General features: G+C 70.0%; 16 protein-coding genes and 1 pseudogene. 8 read left to right on the top strand and 9 right to left on the bottom strand.

The window, feature by feature from the left end:
- Positions 1-212: 212 nt before the first annotated feature.
- Positions 213-875, top strand: coding sequence for a hypothetical protein (locus ACFWN7_RS10415; protein WP_376938735.1), 663 nt, complete (start codon positions 213-215; stop codon positions 873-875).
- 245 nt (positions 876-1120) lie between these two features.
- On the opposite strand, the gene ACFWN7_RS10410 is transcribed toward ACFWN7_RS10415, so the two are convergent.
- Positions 1121-1525 (bottom strand): arsenate reductase ArsC, encoded by a 405-nt coding sequence (locus tag ACFWN7_RS10410; RefSeq protein WP_376938734.1) that lies wholly within the window; start codon positions 1523-1525, stop codon positions 1121-1123.
- Between the two features lie 172 nt (positions 1526-1697).
- On the opposite strand from ACFWN7_RS10410, the gene ACFWN7_RS10405 reads away from it, so the two are divergent.
- Positions 1698-4625, top strand: a complete 2928-nt coding sequence (locus ACFWN7_RS10405) for an alpha-mannosidase (protein ID WP_376938733.1) — start codon at positions 1698-1700, stop codon at positions 4623-4625.
- Entirely contained in the window at positions 4622-5947 is a 1326-nt protein-coding gene (locus ACFWN7_RS10400; RefSeq protein WP_376938732.1) for an MFS transporter, read from the top strand. The genes ACFWN7_RS10405 and ACFWN7_RS10400 overlap by 4 nt, the downstream gene beginning before the upstream one ends.
- Before the next feature lie 99 nt (positions 5948-6046).
- Here the strand turns inward: ACFWN7_RS10400 and ACFWN7_RS10395 are convergent, their stop codons facing one another.
- The 3 genes from ACFWN7_RS10395 to ACFWN7_RS10385 all read right to left on the bottom strand — a co-directional run bounded on the left by ACFWN7_RS10395 (position 6047) and on the right by ACFWN7_RS10385 (position 8655).
- Positions 6047-6946, bottom strand: a complete 900-nt coding sequence (locus ACFWN7_RS10395) for a metalloregulator ArsR/SmtB family transcription factor (protein WP_376938731.1) — start codon at positions 6944-6946, stop codon at positions 6047-6049.
- Between the two features lie 62 nt (positions 6947-7008).
- On the bottom strand, positions 7009-7230 hold the full coding sequence (locus ACFWN7_RS10390; protein WP_376938730.1) for a hypothetical protein: 222 nt from the start codon (positions 7228-7230) through the stop codon (positions 7009-7011).
- Between the two features lie 93 nt (positions 7231-7323).
- A complete protein-coding gene (locus ACFWN7_RS10385; RefSeq protein WP_376938729.1) occupies positions 7324-8655 on the bottom strand; it encodes an FAD-dependent oxidoreductase in 1332 nt (443 codons plus the stop codon).
- A gap of 108 nt (positions 8656-8763) precedes the next feature.
- Between ACFWN7_RS10385 and ACFWN7_RS10380 the strand changes: the two genes are divergently transcribed.
- Both ACFWN7_RS10380 and ACFWN7_RS10375 read left to right on the top strand, forming a co-directional pair.
- Positions 8764-9120 carry an ArsR/SmtB family transcription factor gene (locus tag ACFWN7_RS10380; RefSeq protein WP_376938728.1) on the top strand — a complete coding sequence of 119 codons (357 nt, stop codon included), beginning with the start codon at positions 8764-8766 and terminating at the stop codon, positions 9118-9120.
- 8 nt (positions 9121-9128) lie between these two features.
- Complete coding sequence (locus ACFWN7_RS10375; RefSeq protein ID WP_376938727.1) at positions 9129-9254, top strand: hypothetical protein; 126 nt, start codon at positions 9129-9131, stop codon at positions 9252-9254.
- Here the strand turns inward: ACFWN7_RS10375 and ACFWN7_RS10370 are convergent.
- The 4 genes and pseudogenes from ACFWN7_RS10370 to ACFWN7_RS10355 all read right to left on the bottom strand — a co-directional run.
- The gene (locus ACFWN7_RS10370; protein WP_376938726.1) at positions 9238-10557 is read right to left on the bottom strand and encodes an FAD-binding oxidoreductase; all 1320 of its coding nucleotides are present in this window, start codon (positions 10555-10557) and stop codon (positions 9238-9240) included. The genes ACFWN7_RS10375 and ACFWN7_RS10370 overlap by 17 nt on opposite strands.
- Positions 10558-11044: 487 nt before the next feature.
- On the bottom strand, positions 11045-11311 hold the full coding sequence (locus ACFWN7_RS10365; protein WP_376938724.1) for a type II toxin-antitoxin system RelE/ParE family toxin: 267 nt from the start codon (positions 11309-11311) through the stop codon (positions 11045-11047).
- Positions 11301-11507: a DUF6290 family protein gene (locus ACFWN7_RS10360; protein ID WP_376938834.1), complete on the bottom strand. Its 207-nt coding sequence runs from the start codon at positions 11505-11507 to the stop codon at positions 11301-11303. Before ACFWN7_RS10360 ends, ACFWN7_RS10365 begins: the two co-directional genes overlap by 11 nt.
- Before the next feature lie 111 nt (positions 11508-11618).
- Positions 11619-11780: pseudogene (locus ACFWN7_RS10355) on the bottom strand (hypothetical protein); the annotation flags it as partial.
- Between ACFWN7_RS10355 and ACFWN7_RS10350 the strand changes: the two are divergent.
- On the top strand, positions 11779-12387 hold the full coding sequence (locus tag ACFWN7_RS10350; RefSeq protein ID WP_376938723.1) for a dihydrofolate reductase family protein: 609 nt from the start codon (positions 11779-11781) through the stop codon (positions 12385-12387). The pseudogene ACFWN7_RS10355 and the gene ACFWN7_RS10350 overlap by 2 nt on opposite strands.
- A 45-nt stretch (positions 12388-12432) precedes the next feature.
- Here ACFWN7_RS10350 and ACFWN7_RS10345 read toward each other — a convergent pair whose 3' ends face one another.
- Entirely contained in the window at positions 12433-14691 is a 2259-nt protein-coding gene (locus ACFWN7_RS10345; protein ID WP_376938722.1) for a S9 family peptidase, read from the bottom strand.
- An 80-nt stretch (positions 14692-14771) separates the two neighbouring features.
- Between ACFWN7_RS10345 and ACFWN7_RS10340 the strand changes: the two genes are divergently transcribed.
- Together ACFWN7_RS10340 and ACFWN7_RS10335 are read left to right on the top strand one after the other, a co-directional pair.
- Positions 14772-17627: an AMP-binding protein gene (locus ACFWN7_RS10340; RefSeq protein WP_376938721.1), complete on the top strand. Its 2856-nt coding sequence runs from the start codon at positions 14772-14774 to the stop codon at positions 17625-17627.
- A gap of 73 nt (positions 17628-17700) precedes the next feature.
- Positions 17701-18155, top strand: a 455-nt coding sequence (locus ACFWN7_RS10335) for a transposase (RefSeq protein ID WP_376938720.1), incomplete at its 3' end; no start/stop codon positions are given.

Raw genomic sequence — 18155 nt, 5'->3', positions numbered from 1 at the left:
GGGGGCGGGGGGGGGTCTAGGGCCCCCCCCCCCCCCGGAGCGGCGGGGGGTCGGATGCTGCAGCGGCATCCGTCGACCCCTGCGTGTTCCATATGTGGAGGTTACGCCCGTTCCCAGACACGACCGGAGGGCCGGAGCCCGCGATAGGCTCGGTCCGGCTGCCGCATCGCGGCGGACCCGGGCGTTCGGGGCGAGAGGCGGACGAGCAGGCGATGCGCATCTGGCGGTGGCGGAGAGGCAAGCGCGAGAAGTTCGCGCCGTTCGACCGCGCCGCCCTGCCCGAGGTGGCACCGCTCACGTTCTCGGAGTCGTTCGCCGAGGGGCTGCTCGTAGCGGAGTCTGCGGCGCGCATGGCGCTGAAGAACCGCCTCATCGTCAGGGCGCTTCGCGGTGACGAACCGTTCGACGTCGAGCGGGCGGCTGCAGAGGCCCGCGAAGTGCTCTACGAGCTGGTGCAGCAGATCGACGAGGTGGCGGAATGGTCGGCGGCTGAGCGCGAGAACGCCTCCCGACGCGACGGGCGCGCCGCGAGCGAGCACGACTACCGTCGGGCGGATGCCCGGAACCTGCGCCTGCGCGAACAAGTGAACGAAGCGGTGGCGAAGCGCCTCACCGAGCTCCGTGGCGACGAGGAGTACCTCGGCTCGCTCGCCGAAGGCGCCCGCGACGCCGCGTGGATCGAGGTCGCGCGCGAGATCGACGCGCGACTCGATCGCGAATGGCCCGAGATCGAGGTCGACGAGGCCTATCTCCGCGAGCGCGACGAGCGGATGCGCGTGCTCTCGCTCGACCTGGAGCGCGACCTGCTCGAGGTCGTTCGCCGCCGTGAGGAGCGCGACGAGCTCGACGACGCGTTCGGCAGCTGGGGCGGCTGAGGCGGACCCGGCCCCCAGACGAAGACGCCTCGAATCGAGGGTTGGTCAGTCGTCGTAGATCTCGCGTCGGTGGCGACCGCGACGGCGAGGATCACGGGTTCGGAATCGTTGAGCTCGCAGGACACTCGAGAGTCGCCGACGCGGTACCGCCAGATGCCGGCGCGGTCGCCGACGGGCCGCCCCCTGCCGCGATCGCGCGGATCATCGAGGTCGGCGACTTCGTCAAGATGGCCGACGATGCGACGTCAGCCCGCGGCGAGGCTCTCGATCAGAGCCTCGATCCGTCCGCGGATCTCGTCACGCACGCGACGCACGGTCACGAGGTCTTTCCCCGCGGGGTCTTCGAGTTCCCAGTCCTCGTAGCGCCTGCCCGGGAAGATCGGGCACGCGTCGCCGCATCCCATCGTGATCACGACGTCGGACTCCCTCACGGCGTCGACCGTGAGGATCTTCGGCGTGTGGCCCGTGATGTCGATGCCCTCCTCGGCCATCGCCTCGATCGCGACCGGATTGATCTGGTCCGCAGGCGTGGACCCGGCCGAGAGTACCTCGACGCGGTCACCCGCAAGGTCGCGCAGGTAGCCGGCAGCCATCTGCGACCGGCCCGCGTTGTGCACGCAGACGAACAACACGGTGGGCCTCTCAGACATGGTTCCTCGTTCTCATCCTGAAAGCATAGGCCGGCATCTATCGATAGTGGAGCGAGCGGATGCCCCGGGCTGCCCGATTCACGTGCTGTTCACGTCCACCCCCGAGGTTCGGCACTGGCACGTAGGCTTGTCACGGGCGCCAACGGGATGCCGCGCGCCGGCGGGAGGTCGCATGCTCGAGGTGCTGGCGACGTTGCCGGGGCTGGTCGACAAGCATCCGTTCCACGGCCGGCGGCTGCGCGCGATCCGCAGCCGCGTCTACCGCAGAATCGTCGACCTCCGCGCCGAGGTCGTCCGCTCGCCCGAGCCGATCCCCTTCGCCGATCTCGACCATGGCGCATTCCTGCCGATCCGTGCCGGCGCCCGCTTCGGCCGGCCGCTCGAATGCGCGTGGCTGCACATCACGGGCGACGTGCCGGCGCAGACTGCAGATCCCGTCGTCATGCTCGGCATCCGCGGCGAGGGACTCGTCTATTCCCCCGACGGGACGATGCTCGACTCGATCAGCACGGTGTGGATCCAGGGCGATCTGCCACACAGCGGCGGACGGTTCCGGCCGGTCCCCCACGCCGACCTGTCGACCGCCCGCGTGGACATCTACGCCGACGTCGCATTCAACGGATTCCTGTTCCTCGGCGTCGGGCGCGGCGTGTACTTCGGTGCCCACCTCGCCGAGCGCGACGACGACGCGTTCGGGCTCTACTACGACTACCTCGCGCTGTTCGTCCTGGCCGAGTCGACCGATGATTCCCGGCTCGCGGCCGACCTGCACGCCGCGCTCGGCGAGGCGTACTCCCGTTTCGCCGAGGGAGACACGCGAGCCGCCCGCGCGCATCTTGCGGAAGAGCTCTCGCAGCCCTCCACGAGCACGTTCACGTACAGCGCCGTCGGGCACGGCCACCTCGACATGGCGTGGGTATGGCCCATCCGCGAGACCAAACGCAAGGCTGCACGCACGTTCGTCAAGGCGCTGGACTCTATCGACCGCCACGACGACTTCATCTACGGAACGAGCCAGCCGCAGCAGCTGCAGTGGACGAAGGAGCGGCATCCAGAGCTGTTCGAGCGGGTGAAGGATGCCGTGGCGAAGGGCCGCATCGAATTGCAGGGCTCGTTCTGGGTCGAACCGGACACGAATCTGCCCAACGGAGAATCGCTGATCCGCCAGGCTCTGGTCGGCAGACGATTCCTGAAGGACGAGTTCGGACTCGACGACGAGGACCTGCGGCTGTGCTGGCTTCCCGACACCTTCGGCTACAGCGGCAACCTCCCCCAGATCCTCCGCGGCTGCGGCATGGACTGGCTCCAGACCATCAAGCTGTCGTGGAACCGCGTCAACATGTTCCCGCACGGCACGTTCCACTGGGAGGGCATCGACGGGTCTTCGGTGCTCGTCCACATGCCGCCGGAGGGCGACTACAACAGCCGCGCCGCGGCCGACGGCCTGCTGAAGGGCATCGACCAGTACCCCGAGCGCGACCTGGGGACGGCACTGCTGGTGTACGGCGCCGGCGACGGCGGAGGCGGACCCGGCGAGGTGCACCACGAGCTGCTGCGGCGCGAGGGGTCGCTGCGTGGGCTTCCGAAGGTGGAGAAGTCCGCGGCATCCGCCTTCTTCCGCGCTCTCGAGCAGCGCGACATCCCCCAGCGGCACTCCGGCGAGCTCTACCTGGAAGCCCATCAGGGTACGTACACCACGATCGGCCACACCAAGCGGCACAACCGCATCGCCGAACGCAAGCTGCACGAGGTCGAGGCGCTCGCCGCCCTGGCGGGCGCCGACGTGAACGCCGAGCTCGAGCCGCTGTGGCGCGACGTGCTGCTGAACCAGTTCCACGACATCCTTCCCGGCTCGTCGATCGAGCGCGTCAACCGCGAAACGCGCGAGTCGTACGCCGAGGTCGAACAGGAGCTCGACCGTCTCGGTGCGCGACTGACGGCCGACCTGCCCCGCGGCGACGCGGGCCCGTCGGCGATCAACCTCACCTCATTCCGCCGGCATGACCACGTCCGCGTCGACGGACGGTGGTGCTCGGCCGACGTCGGCCCGTACGCGGCCGCCCGCCTGCAGCCGGCCGGCACGTTCCCCGACCTGTCGCACACCGCCGATGCGATCTCGAACGGCCTGCTCACGGTGCGCTTCGACACCACCGGCGAGCTCGTTTCGTGCGTCGACGCCGCAGGCACCGAGCACGTGGCCGGCGACTTCAACCGCCTCGCAGTGTACAGAGACCCCCTCCAGTTCCCGTGGGACGCGTGGGACATCGATCCCGGCTACGTCGACACGAAGCCAAGGGTGCTCGCGGTCACCTCCCACCGCACGTCGATCGACGGGCCGTTCGTGATCCGCCACCACGAGTACCGCGCGGCGAAGGTCACCGTGCATCAGCGCATCGTGCTCGAGGCGGGCAGTCCCGTCATCCGGTTCGAGACGCACGCCGACTGGCGCGAGCGCCACCGCATGCTGCGCGCCGAGTTCCGCCCGCGTCACTACGGCGCCGAGGCGCTGTGCGAGATCCAGTTCGGGCATATCGCACGCCCGACGACTGAGCGTGACGCCATGGAGAAGGCGCAGTTCGAGATCTGCGCCCACAAATGGATCGCGACGGTGGCGGGTACCGGTGGCTTCGCCCTTCTCAATGATTCCAAGTACGGGCATCGGGCGAAGAACGGGCTCATCAGCCTCAACCTGCTGCGGGCGCCGATGTTCCCCGACAAGACCGCCGACCGGGGCACCCACGAGTTCACGTACGCGTTCATGCCCTTCGCGCCCGACGATCTGGCCGCCGTCGTGCGCGAGGCCTACCGCCTGAACAATCCGCTGCTGCTCGCCGACGGCGTGGTCTTCGACGACGCCGTTTCGGCCGGCGACCCGGGCGTGGTGGTCGAGACGATCAAACCTGCCGAGGACGGCTCGGGCGTGATCGTGCGGCTGTACGAGAGCCTCGGGCTGCCGACCCGGATGGCGCTGCGCACCGGCATCCCGCATGCGCGCGCTGTCGAAACCGACCTCATCGAGCGACGCCTCGGTTCGGCGGATCTCGCGCAGCTGAGCTTCCGCCCGTTCGAGATCAAGACGATCCTGCTGGAACGCACATGAGCGTCGCCGCCACCGAAGCGAGGATCCCAAGCCGCCGCACGCAGCGGATCTCGATCGTCGTGGCAGGGTTCGGTCAGAACCTCGTCCTCACGACGGTCACGACATTCATGCTCGTCTACCTGCTGCAGCACGCCCGCATCAGCACCCAGGGCATGGCGGTGGTGACCGCCGTGATCGCAGCCGCGAAGATCTTCGACGCGATCGATGACCCGGTGATGGGCAGCCTCATCGACATGACCCGCACACGCTGGGGCAAGCTGCGGCCGTACACCCTCTTCTCCGCCGTGCCGGTCGGGGTGCTGTCGACGCTGTTGTTCACCGTGCCGGATGTGTCCGAGACGGGCAAGCTCGTCTTCTTCGCCGTCTGCTACTTCTTGTGGGGCATCGCCTACACGGTATGCGACGTTCCGTTCTGGGGGCTCATCGGATCGGCGTTCGCCGAGCCCGAGTACCGCATGCGCGTGATCTCCAACGTGCGCGCGTTCGGCGGGATCGCGCTTGGTCTGGCGACGCTCGGGATGCCGTGGCTCGCCCTTCTGCTCAGTTCGGACGACCAGACCACCGGCACCGGATGGTCGCTGGCGGTGGGCGCCGCCTCGATCCTGGGCATGGGACTGTTCCTGCTGGCGTTCACCAACACGCGCGAGCGGTACGGCCCCGGAGTGCAGAAGCGCCTCACGTTCCGGCAGCTGTTCGGCACGCTGCTGCGGAACACGCCGCTGCTCATGGTGCTGATCGGGTCGGTGCTCGGCTTCGGCCGCTACATCGTGCAGGCCGGCGGCGCGGTGTTCGTCGTCATCGCGTACGACAACGAGGGCGCGTTCACCCTCATCGGCGCGGCGATCATCATCGGCATGGTGCTGGCATCGTTCCTCACGCCGCTGCTGCTCACGCGCATGTCGGCGAAGACCCTCGCGATCAGCAGCTCCGTGATCGGCGCGGTGCTGTTCGTGGCGATGTTCTTCGCCGGGTTCGAGAACATCGCCGTGCTGATGGTGTTCATCTTCCTCACCGGGATGACCCTCGGCATCTTCCTCGTGGTGCAGGCGACGATGATCGCCGACGCCGTGGACGACATCGAGCACCGCACCGGGATGCGCAACGACGGCATCTCGTTCTCGAGCCTCACGTTCGTGTCCAAGATCATGGCCGCCCTGGCGGTGCTCGTCTTCGGCATGTTCATCGTCCTAGCCGGTTACGAGGCCGGTGCGACAGTGACCCCGGAGATGCAATGGACCGTCTTCGTGTCGCTCACGCTCGTACCCGCCGTCAGCTGTCTGGTGTCGGCGATCCCGTTCGTGTTCTACCGGCTCAGTCGCTGAGGCGACTCGAGCGGCGAAGTCGCACGCGCGACATCCGTGACGGACCGCGCTCGCGGCGAGCCGGTCTGAAGGGTGAACGGATGCCGCGGGCGCGACCGTTCACGCGGCGTTCGCGTCGAGCTCCCCGAGCAGGACGCGCACGCGCCCCTCGATGTCGTCACGGATCTCGCGGACGCGGCTGAGCGGCAGGCCCGCCGGATCCTCCAGCTCCCAGTCGAGGTAGCGGCGACCCGGGTAGACCGGGCACGCGTCGCCGCAGCCCATCGTGATCACGACGTCGGCGGCGCGCACCACCTCGTCGGTGAGCGGTTTCGGGAACTCACCGCCGACCGGCACGCCGATCTCGTCGAGCGCCTGCACGATCGTCGACTTCACGGCGGCCGCCGGCTCAGAGCCTGCTGTGCGCACTCGCACTCGATCGCCCGCCAGGTGACGGAGGATCGCGGCCGCGATCTGGGAACGCCCCGCGTTCTGCACGCACACGAAGAGCACCTCGGGAGGTTCCGCACCGGGCGGGGCCTCCGCGCGCGCGAGCGCCGCGAGCCGGTCGGCCGCGAACGACGACGTGCGCGACGGCAGCTGTCGGGTGATCGCCGCGCGCTCGGCGAGCAACTCGTGACTCTCGCGCACGTATCGCTCGACGGTCTCGGGCGAGAACACCCCGGCGAACCTCGCGGACAGGTCGGATGCCACGCGCGCGAGCACCTCGTCAGGCACGCGCTCCGCGGCATCCGTCCGCAGCAGCTCGTTCACCCGATCGACCGCATCGGGCGTGATCGAGTACCAGACCAGGCGGCCCTCGGGTGCCCGCTTCACCACGCCTTCGTCGAGGAGTGTCCTCACGTGGTGGCTCACGGTCGGCTGCCGCAGGTCGAGCGCGGCGGCGAGCCGGCCGACGAGCGCGCGGCCGTCAGGGCTGTCGGTGATGAGTCGGAGGATGCGCAGGCGCGTGGGATCGGTGAGCACCCGGACGCCGCGGGCCGCCTCGATCCCATCCATAGACGCAAGTCTATTCGTGGCCCCACGACCTGCACGCGACTGCTCGAACCCCGACTCGGGGCTTATCCGTTCATCGACTGCAGCACCAAGATCACCGCCAACGCAGCCAGCGGAATGAGCGCGAGAACGAGCAGTGCATGGTTGACTCGCCGCCGGCTGACCGTACCCTTCGCGAACGTCGAGCGTGTCACCTTGTCGAAGTTCGGCAGAAGCGCCTGGTAGGACGGCTCGGGTTCACTCGCGATCCTGTCAGCCTGCCGTGCGGAGTCGTCCTCGTCTCCCATGTGATCACCATAGCCGCGCGCGATCGCTTCGATAGCTTCTCAGGACCCCTGACCTCGCCGCATCCGGCGGCCAGATCGATCGTGGATCGGGCTCTAGCAGCAGCCGGAACCCGAGGCGCTCGCGGCATCCGTCCCGCACACGCCCGTGGCCGGGAGGACGAGCTCGACGTTGCGTGCCGACGCCTCGTCGCCGGCGAGCCACGCCGAGATCGACCGCACCTGCTCATAGCCGGTGGCGAGCAGGAACGTCGGCGCGCGGCCGTAGCTCTTCATACCCACGATGAAGAAGTCGCGCTCGGGCTGGGTGAGCTCGGCGAACCCGTGCGGCTCGACCGTGCCGCACGTGTGCACATTGGGGTCGATGAGCGGGGCGAGCCGCTTCGACGCCTCGACGATGTCGTCGAGCTCGAGGCGGACCTCGCGCAGCATCTCGAGGTTCGGGCGGAAGCCCGTGGCGTTCACGATGCGGTCGGTGTCGATGGTCTCGAGTGCATCGCCGCGGCGTCCGGTGATGCGAACGCCGGATGCCGCGGCGCCGGTGCCCGTGCGTGCGAGCCGCACGATCTCGAATCGGTCGACGAGCTCGATGCGCCCGGACGCGACGAGAGCGTCGACCCGAGCGCCGATGGCCGCGCGCGCCTTCAGTTCGTCGTCGGGCGATGTTGTGACCCGATCGGCGCCGGCGTTGCGGATGACCCAGGTGATGCGAGTGCCCGGCGCCTCGGCGGAGAGGCCGACGAGGTCGAGCAGCGTGTTCGCAGCCGAGTGGCCTGCGCCGACGACCACGGTGCGCCGGCCCACGAACGCCGCGCGATCGCGACCCAGCACGTCGGGCATCGCGGGGCTGACGAGGTCGGCGACTTCTGGCAGGCCCAGCGGATCGAGGCCCGACGAGCCGAGGCGATTCGGCGTGCGGTACGTGCCCGAGGCGTCGACCACCGCGCGTGCGGTGAGCTCCTCGACACCGTCGGGCGTCTGCGTGCGCAGGAGGAACGGCGTCTGTGCGCGACCCTTCGTGCGGGTGCGGTCCATGCCCTCGCGCGTGACATCGGTCACCGTGACGCCCAGCCGAGTGCGAGCAGCAATGGCGGGGAGGTCGCCGAGGGGCGCGAGGAAGTCGCGCACGAGCTCGGAGCCGGTGGGCAGCGAGTCGGCGGGCGGCTCGGTCCAGCCGGTGTCGGCGAGGAGGCGGCGCGACACCGGGTCGACGAGGTGCCGCCACGGCGAGAAGAAGCGGATGTGGCCCCACTCCTCGATGCTGGCGCCGACGCGGTCGCCGGCTTCGAGCAGCACGAAGTCGATGCCGCGATCGGCGAGGTTCGCGGCGGTGGCGAGGCCGATCGGACCGCCGCCGATGATGGCGACGGGCAGCCCCTGCAGCCGGGGGGCGAGCTGCGTTCGCGGGGAAATGTCGAGGAGGGTCATCGTTTCCTTCGTGCTTCCTGCGTTTCGTCCTTCGTGCATTGACGCTTGTCGATATATCGAGTGTGGCCACTATATCGATGATTGTCAATATTCGGGTAGGCTGGTCTCGTGACCGTGACCGACCTGACCCTGGTGAACCGCGATGAGGCGGCCGCGTGCTGTGCACCGCTCATCCGCGAGACGATCACCGCGGCCGACGCCGAGGCCCTCGCGCGTCGGCTGAGGGCACTCGCCGACCCGGTGCGCCTGCGGCTCGTGTCGATCGTCGCGGCATCCGAGGGCCAGGAGGCGTGCGTGTGCGACCTCATCGAGCCGATCGGCCTCAGCCAGCCCACCGTGTCGCATCACCTGAAGATCCTCACCGAGGCGGGGTTCCTCTCCCGCTCGAAGCGCGGCACCTGGGCGTACTACCGACTGGTTCCCGGTGCCCTCGACGCCGCCGCGGCGCCGCTCGTGTCGGTCTGACCGCGCCCGTGCCCGCGCTCGCGCCCGTGCACGTGCTCGCGCCCGTGGTCGTGCTCGCGCCGCCGCCCGATCACGCCCGCGGCGACGGCCGGTTCGCCCCGGCCGTCGCCGCTCCGTTCAGCCTGCCGGCGTGATGTTGTGGTTCTGCCGGAACACGTTGCCCGGGTCGAGCTGCGCCTTCACGCGGCGCAGCCGATCGAGCGTCGCCGACGGGTACATCGAGCGGATGACCTCCTCGCCCTGCTCCATCGCGAAGTTGCCGTAGGTGCCGCTCGTGAAGGCGAGGGCGGCATCGCTGCCGGCCTTCGCCGCGGCGACCTGCTCGGGTGCCGAATCCGGCGGCAGCACCCCGTTCACGATGAGCAGCGCGTCGGCGTCGCGATGCGCGATCGCCGTGGCGTCGGGGCCGACGCGCGAGAAGGCACCGCCGAGCGCCCGGAGGAGGATCATCGTCGGCACGTCCCGGTCGTACGCCGCAGCGATGGCATCGAGCGCGTCGTCGGAGAGGTCGGGCACGAAGCCATTTCCGCCGACGAACAGGAACGGCGGCTTGCCCGGCGGGGCTTCCTCGAGCAGGTCGCCGTACGCGACCGGACCGAGCGACACCTCGGTCACCGATGGCAGCGACAGCAACGGCTCGAGCAGCTCGCGCAGCCGCGCCTCATCGCCCTGCAGGGCGACGCCCAGCTGCGGGCCGGCGGGTATCTCGGGAGCGAACGGCGGGAGCACCAGGAGGGTCGAGTTGAGCTCATCGGGGCCGGTGCGCATGACGTCGCGCCACGCGCGGAGCACCGAGGGCACGTCGGACTGGTCGAAGCGCACGTGCCCGCCGACGAGGCCGTCGGCTCGGGAGGCCTGGAAGACGAACCGCGTCGCAACGCCGAAGTTGCCGCCACCGCCGCGAATCGCCCAGAACACGTCGGGGTTCTCGTCGGCGTTGACCGTCAGCACGTCGCCGGCCGCCGTGACGAGCTCGACCTCGCGCAGCAGGTCGACGGTGAGACCCTGCCCTCGCACGAGCCAGCCGATGCCGCCGCCGAGCGCCAGCCCTCCGACGCCGACATCGCTCGTATCGCCCGAGCTGATGCCGAGCCCATGAGGTGCGAGGGCGGCCGCGACATCGCCCCAGCGTGCGCCGCCGCCGACGGTCACGAGACCGTCGTCGTCGACGTCGATCGAGGTGAACTCGGCCAGGTCGATGACCACGCCGTCGGGCATGGGCATGAGGCCGTGCCCGCCGCTGCGCACGGCGATCGGGAGACCGGCCGCGGCCGCGAGCCGGACGGCGACCGCGACCTCCTCGGCCGTGTGCGGTCGGACGACTGCTTCGGGCTCGCCGATGCCCGCGAAGACAGTGCGGCCCGCGTCGTATTCGGTTGCGCCGGGGCCGTGCACCCGGCCGGGAACCTGCATGGTCAGTTCTGAGAGAAGAGACATGCGGGACAGTCTTGCAGCGCCCTCCGACATGCGAAACGGTGCTCGCTCAGCGCGGAATCCGTGCGTCTGCATGCAGGTCACCCGCCTCGTCGAACCCTGGCGGCGGGGGTGCCGCATGGCTCACGGGGTGCTGATCTGCGCAAACGAAGAGATCTGCACAATCGAGGACGATTCTTGCGGCGGGCTCAAGTCGTTCTCCTCACATCGGCGGGCCCAGGCGGAGCACGGGCACAGACGGAGCACGGGCCCAGACGGAGCACGGGCACAGACGGAGCACGGGCGCAGACGGAGCATGGGCCCGGACGGAGCGCGGGCCCAGACGGAGCACGACACCTCAGCGGCGACACGAGCGCCGGGATGATGAGATGGCCGGGCCCTGTTGCGCAAGGCGTCCGCGTACGCGGCTCTCCAGGAATGTGCAGTCGCTGTTCGGCCAGTTGCGACGGCGGGCGCGCGGCCCCAGTCTTCTGCGGGATCTGCCGGGCGTTCAGTCGTCGTAGATCTCGCGCCGGTGGGCGATCGCGATGGCCAGGATCACGAGTTCGGAATCGATGAGCTCGCAGAGCACCCGATAGTCGCCGACGCGATACCGCCAGATACGGACGCGGTCGCCGACCAGTCCTTTGCCGCGATCACGGGGTTCCTCGAGGCCGGCGACATCGTCAAGGTAGCCGACAATGCGCCGCGCGACCTGCCGGTCGAGTTTGCGGAGTTGCTTGAGTGCGGTCTCGGTGTACTCGACGCTATAGGCCAAGTTCGCGCCTGACCTCGTCGGCGCTCAGCCGGCGCTCGTCTCTCTCGAGCACCGCGAGCGCAAGGAGGTAGTCGGCGCGATCCTCCAGGTAGCGGTCGAGGGCCTCTTTGACGTAGTAGCTCTTGGTGCGCCCTGTCTCAGCGGCGAGTCGATCGAGGGCCGCTTCCTGCGCGGGGTTCAAACGAACGGATGCCATCGGATTCCTCCTTCCCTCGACTGTACTACGTGTAATACGGATTCCGCCGTCTTCGATGCCTCGTGTGTCGGCCTCGTGGTCGAGCAGAGCCTGCACGTTCTTCGTCGGACGCTTACGCGTGTACTCGTGGAACTTGAGGTTCCGATCCCGCCAGGCTACCCAGCCCGGACGAGGCGGCGTAGCGCAGCCGGGCGACCGGGAACCGGATGCCGCAGCATCCGCTCGTTTGCGATGTGTGCCGCCGTCGGAGGGGCGGCGTAGGGTGCAGCGCATGACGTTCAACGACGGTCTCGTCACGGCCAACCTGTCCATCTCCCTCGACGGCTTCGTCGCCGGGGCGAACCAGTCGCTCGAGGATCCGCTGGGCGAGGGCGGCGAGCGCCTGCACGACTGGATGTTCAAACAGCGCGAGGCGAATCAGTCGATCGTCGACCAGATCCTCGCGCCACGCGCGTACATCATGGGGCGCAACATGTTCGGTCCCATCCGCGGCGACTGGCCCGACGACGCGTGGAACGGGTGGTGGGGCGACGATCCGCCCTATCACGGGCCCGTGTTCGTGCTCACGCACCATCCGCGCGACCCGGTCGCCATGCAGGGCGGCACCACGTTCCACTTCGTCACCACTGGGATCGACGATGCGCTCGCGCAGGCGAGGGCTGCCGCCGGCAGCGGCCGGGTCTCCGTCGCGGGTGGGGCGAGCACGGTGCGCCAGTACCTGGCCGCCGGTCGCATCGACCGCATCATCCTCAGCATCTCGCCGATCACCCTCGGCGCGGGTGAGCGACTCTTCGATGGCCTCGACGACCTCGCGCTGAAGCCGGTCGACGTGCTCAGCAACGAGCTTGCCACCCACATCACCTACGACGTAGTGCGGTGACGGCGGCCTGAGCCGAGCGGATGCCGCGGCATCCGCGCGCTCGTCTCACTCTCCGCTCGGGTGCGCCTTCGCCGCGTCGATCACCCACGCATAGGCGAACGCGCGCTCGCGCCACGCCGCGTACCGGCCCGACACCCCGCCGTGCCCGGCCGCCATCTCGACCTTGAGCAGCGGATCGGCTCCGGCGTCGCGCAGGCGTGCCACCCACTTCGCCGGCTCCACGTAGAGCACGCGCGTGTCGTTCAGCGAGGTCACGGCGAGGATCGGCGGGTAGTGCCGGCCGCCGTGGGAGCCGTCGTGCACGTTCTCGATGGGGGAGTACGACTTCATGTAGGCGTACACCTCAGCGTCGTCGAGGGGGTTGCCCCACTCGTCCCACTCGATCACGGTGAGCGGCAGCGACGGGTCGAGGATGGACGTGAGCGGGTCGACGAACGGCACCTCGGCGAGGAACCCCGAGAAGTGGCGCGGGGCGAGGTTCGCGACCGCGCCGACGAGCAGCCCGCCCGCGCTGCCGCCCTGCGCGACGAGCCGGTCGGGCGCGGTGATGTCGTTGTCGATGAGATGCCGCGCGACCGCGACGAAGTCGGTGAACGTGTTGCGCTTGTCGAGCTTCTTGCCGTGCTCGTACCAGAGCCGGCCCATCTCGCCCCCACCGCGCACGTGCGCGACGGCGAAGATCATGCCGCGGTCGAGCAGCGACAGGCGCGGGATGCCGAACGCCGGGTCGATCGAGTGCTCGTACGACCCGTAACCGTACAAGAGGGTTGGCGCGGGCGTGCCGAGGTCGACGAGGTCGTGCCGGTACACGAGCGACACCGGGATACGGGTGCCGTCGTCGGCCATCGCCCACTCCCGCCGCTGCGCGTACCGCGTCGCGTCGTAGTCGCCGAGCACGGGCTGGCGCTTGCGCAGGCGTCGCTCGCCCGTCGCGACCACCACGTCGTACACGGTCGTCGGCGTCACGAAGCTCGAGTACCCGACGCGCAGCATCGGCTGCTCCCACGACGGGTTCCCGCCGACGCCGACCGAGAACAGCGCCTCGTCGAACGGCAGCTCGTGCAGCGTGTCGTCGGGCGTGCGCTTCGACGAGCTCAGCGACCCATCCGGTCCCTGAGCCGGTCGAAGGGTCGCGATCGCGACGCGAGGCAGGCCCTCGCGTCGGTACTCGACGGCGACGAAGTCGCGGAATGCGTCGACGCCCTCGAGCCGCACATCGGGGTCGTGCGGCAGGAGCATCCGCCTGGGTCCTTGCGGGTCGGATGCCGCGACGCTCACGAGCTCGAAGTTCACCGCGTCGTCGTTGTGCACGATGAGCAGGCGGTCCCTGCCGCCGGCGACCACGTGCTCGACGTCGTACTCGACGCCGTCCTTCCGCGGCCACACGACGCGGAACTCGCCGGCCGGGTCGTCGGCGTCGAGCAGCCAGGTCTCGGTCGTCACGTTCGAGCCCGCCTCGATCATGAGGTACCGGCGGCTGCGGGTGAGTCCGACCCCGAGCCAGAACCGCTCGTCGGGCTCGGCGAAGACCGAGACGTCGTCGGATGCCGCGGTGCCGACCTCGTGGCGCCAGATCGTGTCGGGCCGCCACGACTCGTCGACGGTCGCATAGAAGAGGTACCGCCCGCTGGGGTCGAACACCGCGCCCGCGGCGGTGCCCGCGATGACGTCGTCGTACTCGCGGCCCGAGTCGTCGATCGCGCGGAGCCGGATCGTGTAGCGCTCGTCGCCCTCGATGTCGGTCGCGTAGAGCATGGTGGTTCCGTCGGCAGTGATGTCGAAGCTGCCGAGCGAGTAGTACTCATGGCCCTTGGCCTCGACGTTGTCGTCGAGGAGCACCTGCTCGCCGGGCAGGGTGGCATGGCTCGCTGAGCCCGTCGAAGCGAGACCGGGCTCGGTGGTCCCTTCGACAGGCTCGGGGACCGCGGTCGTCACCGGCGGCTCCCAGTCGTCGGGCCCCGCGATCGGCGCGCGGCAGTGGATGCCGTACTGCTCGCCCTCGACGGTGCGCGTGTAGTACCACCAGTCGCCCTCGCGGGTGGGCACGCTGAGGTCGGTCTCCTTGGTTCGGGTCCGGATCTCCTCGAAGAGCTGCTCCTGGAGGAGGCTCAGGTGCTCGGTGCGCGCCTTCGTGTAGGCGTTCTCCTCGTGCAGGTGGGCGATGACCGCCGGGTCGTCCTTCGCGCGGAGCCATTCGTAATCGTCGACGTGGACGTCGCCGTGGTGCACGCGTTCGATCGGTCGCTTCTCGGGGGCGGGAGGAGTGAGCACGGACTCCACGCTACGCCCCCCGGGAGTCGTCATGTGGCGTCCATCGGAGTTTGGTGAGGCTAAGCTAACGTGAGCGAATCTGAGCTATCCCCGACATTCCTGGAGTCACGCCCGTGCCCACTCGCTCACCCGAGACGACTCACCTGCAGCTCCTGCGCGGCAGGCCCGACGACGTCGCGCTCGTCGCCGACGGGCGCGGCCACAGCTACGGCGAGGTCCGGGATCGCGTCGACGCCCGGCGCGCCGAGCTCGGCACGACGCGCCGACTCGTCATGATCGAGGGGGCCAACGCGATCGAGCCGGTGGTCACCTACCTCGCGGCGCTCGAGGGCGGACACCCGGTGCTGTTCGTCGACGGCGACGCGGCTCGCTCGGCCGAGCACCGCCGCGTGCTCATCGAGCGGTTCGACCCCGACGTCGTGGCCGCGAGCGGCGGCGCCGACCCCGCGGCATCCGACCCCGCGGCATCCGACCCCGCGGCATCCGACCCCGCGGCATCCGACCCCGCGGCATCCGACCCCGCGGCATCCGACCCCGCGGCATCCGTCACCACATGGCGCCTCGACGAACGCCGCGCCGGCACGAGGCACGACCTGCACCCAGCGCTCGCGATGCTCGCGAGCACCTCGGGGTCGACGGGGTCGCCGAAGCTCGTGCGGCTCTCGCACGAGAACATCCTGAGCAACGCCGTCGCGATAGGCGACTACCTCAACCTCGGCGTGGGCGACCGGGCGATCACCACGCTCCCGCTGCACTACTGCTACGGGCTCTCGGTGATCAACAGCCACCTCGTCACGGGGGGCAGCGTCGTGCTCACCGAGCGTTCGGTGGTCGACGACGGGTTCTGGCGCGAGTTCGCCGCGTCGGGCGCCACCTCGTTCGCGGGGGTCCCGTATACGTTCGAGCTGCTCGAGGCGACTGGATTCGCCGACCGGCACCTGCCCGACCTGCGCTACATCACCCAGGCGGGCGGCCGGCTCGACCCCGAGCGTGCGCGCCGGTTCGCGCGGCTCGGCCGCGAGCGCCACTTCGACTTCATCATCATGTACGGCCAGACCGAGGCGACGGCCCGCATGGCCTACCTCCCGCCGCGGCTGGCCGAGGCATCCGCGGGCGCCATCGGCATCCCCATCCCGGGCGGCAGGTTCACGATCGACGCGCCCGCCGGTGAAGACGTCGGCGAGCTCGTCTACGAGGGACCCAACGTGATGCTGGGCTACGCCGAGCACCCGGCCGACTTCGCGCGCGGCCGCGAGGTCGACGAGCTCCGCACCGGCGACCTCGCGCGCCGACGCGATGACGGCCTCTACGAGATCGTCGGCCGCAGCAACCGATTCGCGAAGATCTTCGGCCTGCGCCTCGACCTCGACCGGGTTGAGCGGCTCCTCGCCGATGAGGGGCACGAGGTGCGCGCGGTGAGCTCCGACGAGCGGCTGCTGCTGTTCGTGCTCGCCGAGCGTCTCGCCGCGGGCGCGCGCGACCGCGCGATGGCGCTGTTCGGGTTGCCGGCGCACGCGATCCGGGTGCACGCCGTCGCGGAGTTCCCGCGCACCTCGAGCGGCAAGCCCGACACCGCGGCGCTCCGTCGCCACGCCGAGCTCCTCGACCAGGCGGCACTGAGCACGGCGACGGATGCCGCGGCCGAGGCATCCCGGAACGGCACGGGTCCCACGTCCATGACCCCCGACACGATCCGTGCGCTCTACGCAGAGCTCCTCGGCCGGCCCGACGCGGCGCCCGACAGCTCGTTCGCCGGACTCGGCGGCGACTCGCTCAGCTACGTCGAGGTCTCGCTCCGACTCGAGGAACTGCTCGGCGAGCTGCCGCGGAAGTGGCCGAGCATGTCGATCCGAGAACTCGCCGGCACCGCGACATCCGACGCTCCGACCGCCGGCACCGCTGCCGGCACCGCGACATCCGAAACTCCGACCACCGGCACCGCACCGGCCGCACCTGCCGCGTCGGCCGCGCGCCGCCGTCGACGGATGCCGCGGCTGGAGACCCCCGCGGTGCTGCGCGCGCTCGCCATCGTGTTGATCGTCGGCACCCACGCCAACCTCTTCGGCGTGCAGGGCGGAGCCCACCTGCTCCTCGCCGTCGCCGGCTACAACCTCGCGCGCTTCCAGCTCGCCGACGTGACCGGCCGGCGAAGGGTGTCCGGGCTGCTGAAGAGCACCGCCCAGGTCGTCGTGCCCGCGGCGCTCTGGATCGGCGCGGTCGGCCTCATCGCCGGCGGCTACGCGCCGACCACGGCGCTGCTCGTGAACAACTTCCTCGGCGCCGAGTCGTGGAGCACGCAGTGGCAGTTCTGGTTCCTCGAGGCGGTCGTGTGGTCGATGGCGGCGCTCGCCGCGGTGTTCGCGGTGCCGCTGGTCGACCGGGTGGAGCGGCGGCATCCGTTCGCCTTCGCGCTCGGAGTGCTCGGCGTCGCGCTCGCGGCCCGCGTGCTGCTGGCGGGCGGCATCGAGACCGATGCCACGGAGCGGTACATGACCGTCGGCGTGGTGTGGTGCATCGCGCTCGGATGGCTCGTCGCACGGTCGTCGACGCCAGTGCAGCGGCTCACCGCGTCGGCGCTGACCCTCATCACGGTGCCCGGCTTCTTCGGCGACCCCGGCCGTGAGGCGGTCGTCGTCGTCGGCGTGCTCGTGCTGCTGTGGCTGCCCGCCGTGCCCGTGCCGCGCCTGCTCCTGCCGGTGATCGGGCTGCTCGCGGGGGCGTCGATGTTCATCTACCTGACGCACTGGCAGGTGTATCCGCACCTCGAGAACGAGGTGCCGTGGCTTGCGACGCTGCTCTCGCTCGTCGTGGGCGTGTTGGTGTGGAAGGGGTATTCGTTCGTGGTCGCGCGGGGTGGAGCGCTGGTCGGGCGGCGCCGCGGAGGGGCGCTGCTGGCGCGTCGGCGGGCGGGTCGCGTCTCGCGCCCGGGTCGATCGGGGGCGGATGCCGCGGTCGGCGCGCGCTCCTAGGAGACCGCTGAACAATCCAGCGGGTTAAGGCGCGCCTGCTGCAGAAGTCTGGTCGCGGGTTAAGACTTGGTGCATGCAGGGTCGTGATGCTGGGAATCGCCAACTTCTGGATGTCGAGTCGTGGGCGGGGCATCTGCTGCCGGCCGGGTCGGTGTTCGCGTTCCTCGCCGCGCACCGGCGGGAGCTGTTCCCGGATGAGGCGTTCGCTGACCTGTTTCCCTCGGGGCGGGGACGACCGTCGATCCCGGCGGATGTGATCGCGTCGGTGCTGGTGCTGCAAACGATCCATGGCCTGTCCGATCGTGAGACCGCGGACGCGGTCACCTTCGATCTGCGGTGGAAAGCGGCGTGCGGGTTTGCGGTGACGGAGTCCGCGTTCCACCCGTCGGTGTTGACGTATTGGCGGCGCCGGCTCGCGGGCAGCGAACGCCCGCACCGGATTTTCGACGCGGTCGCCGAGGTGATCGCCTCCTCGGGTGCGTTGGCCGGGCGGCGGCGGCGGGCGATCGATTCGACGATCCTCGATGA

Origin of the sequence: Agromyces sp. NPDC058484, assembly GCF_042720415.1 — a bacterium.
Classification (GTDB): Bacteria; Actinomycetota; Actinomycetes; order Actinomycetales; family Microbacteriaceae; genus Agromyces.
This window is presented reverse-complemented; position numbering and strand designations above follow the sequence as displayed.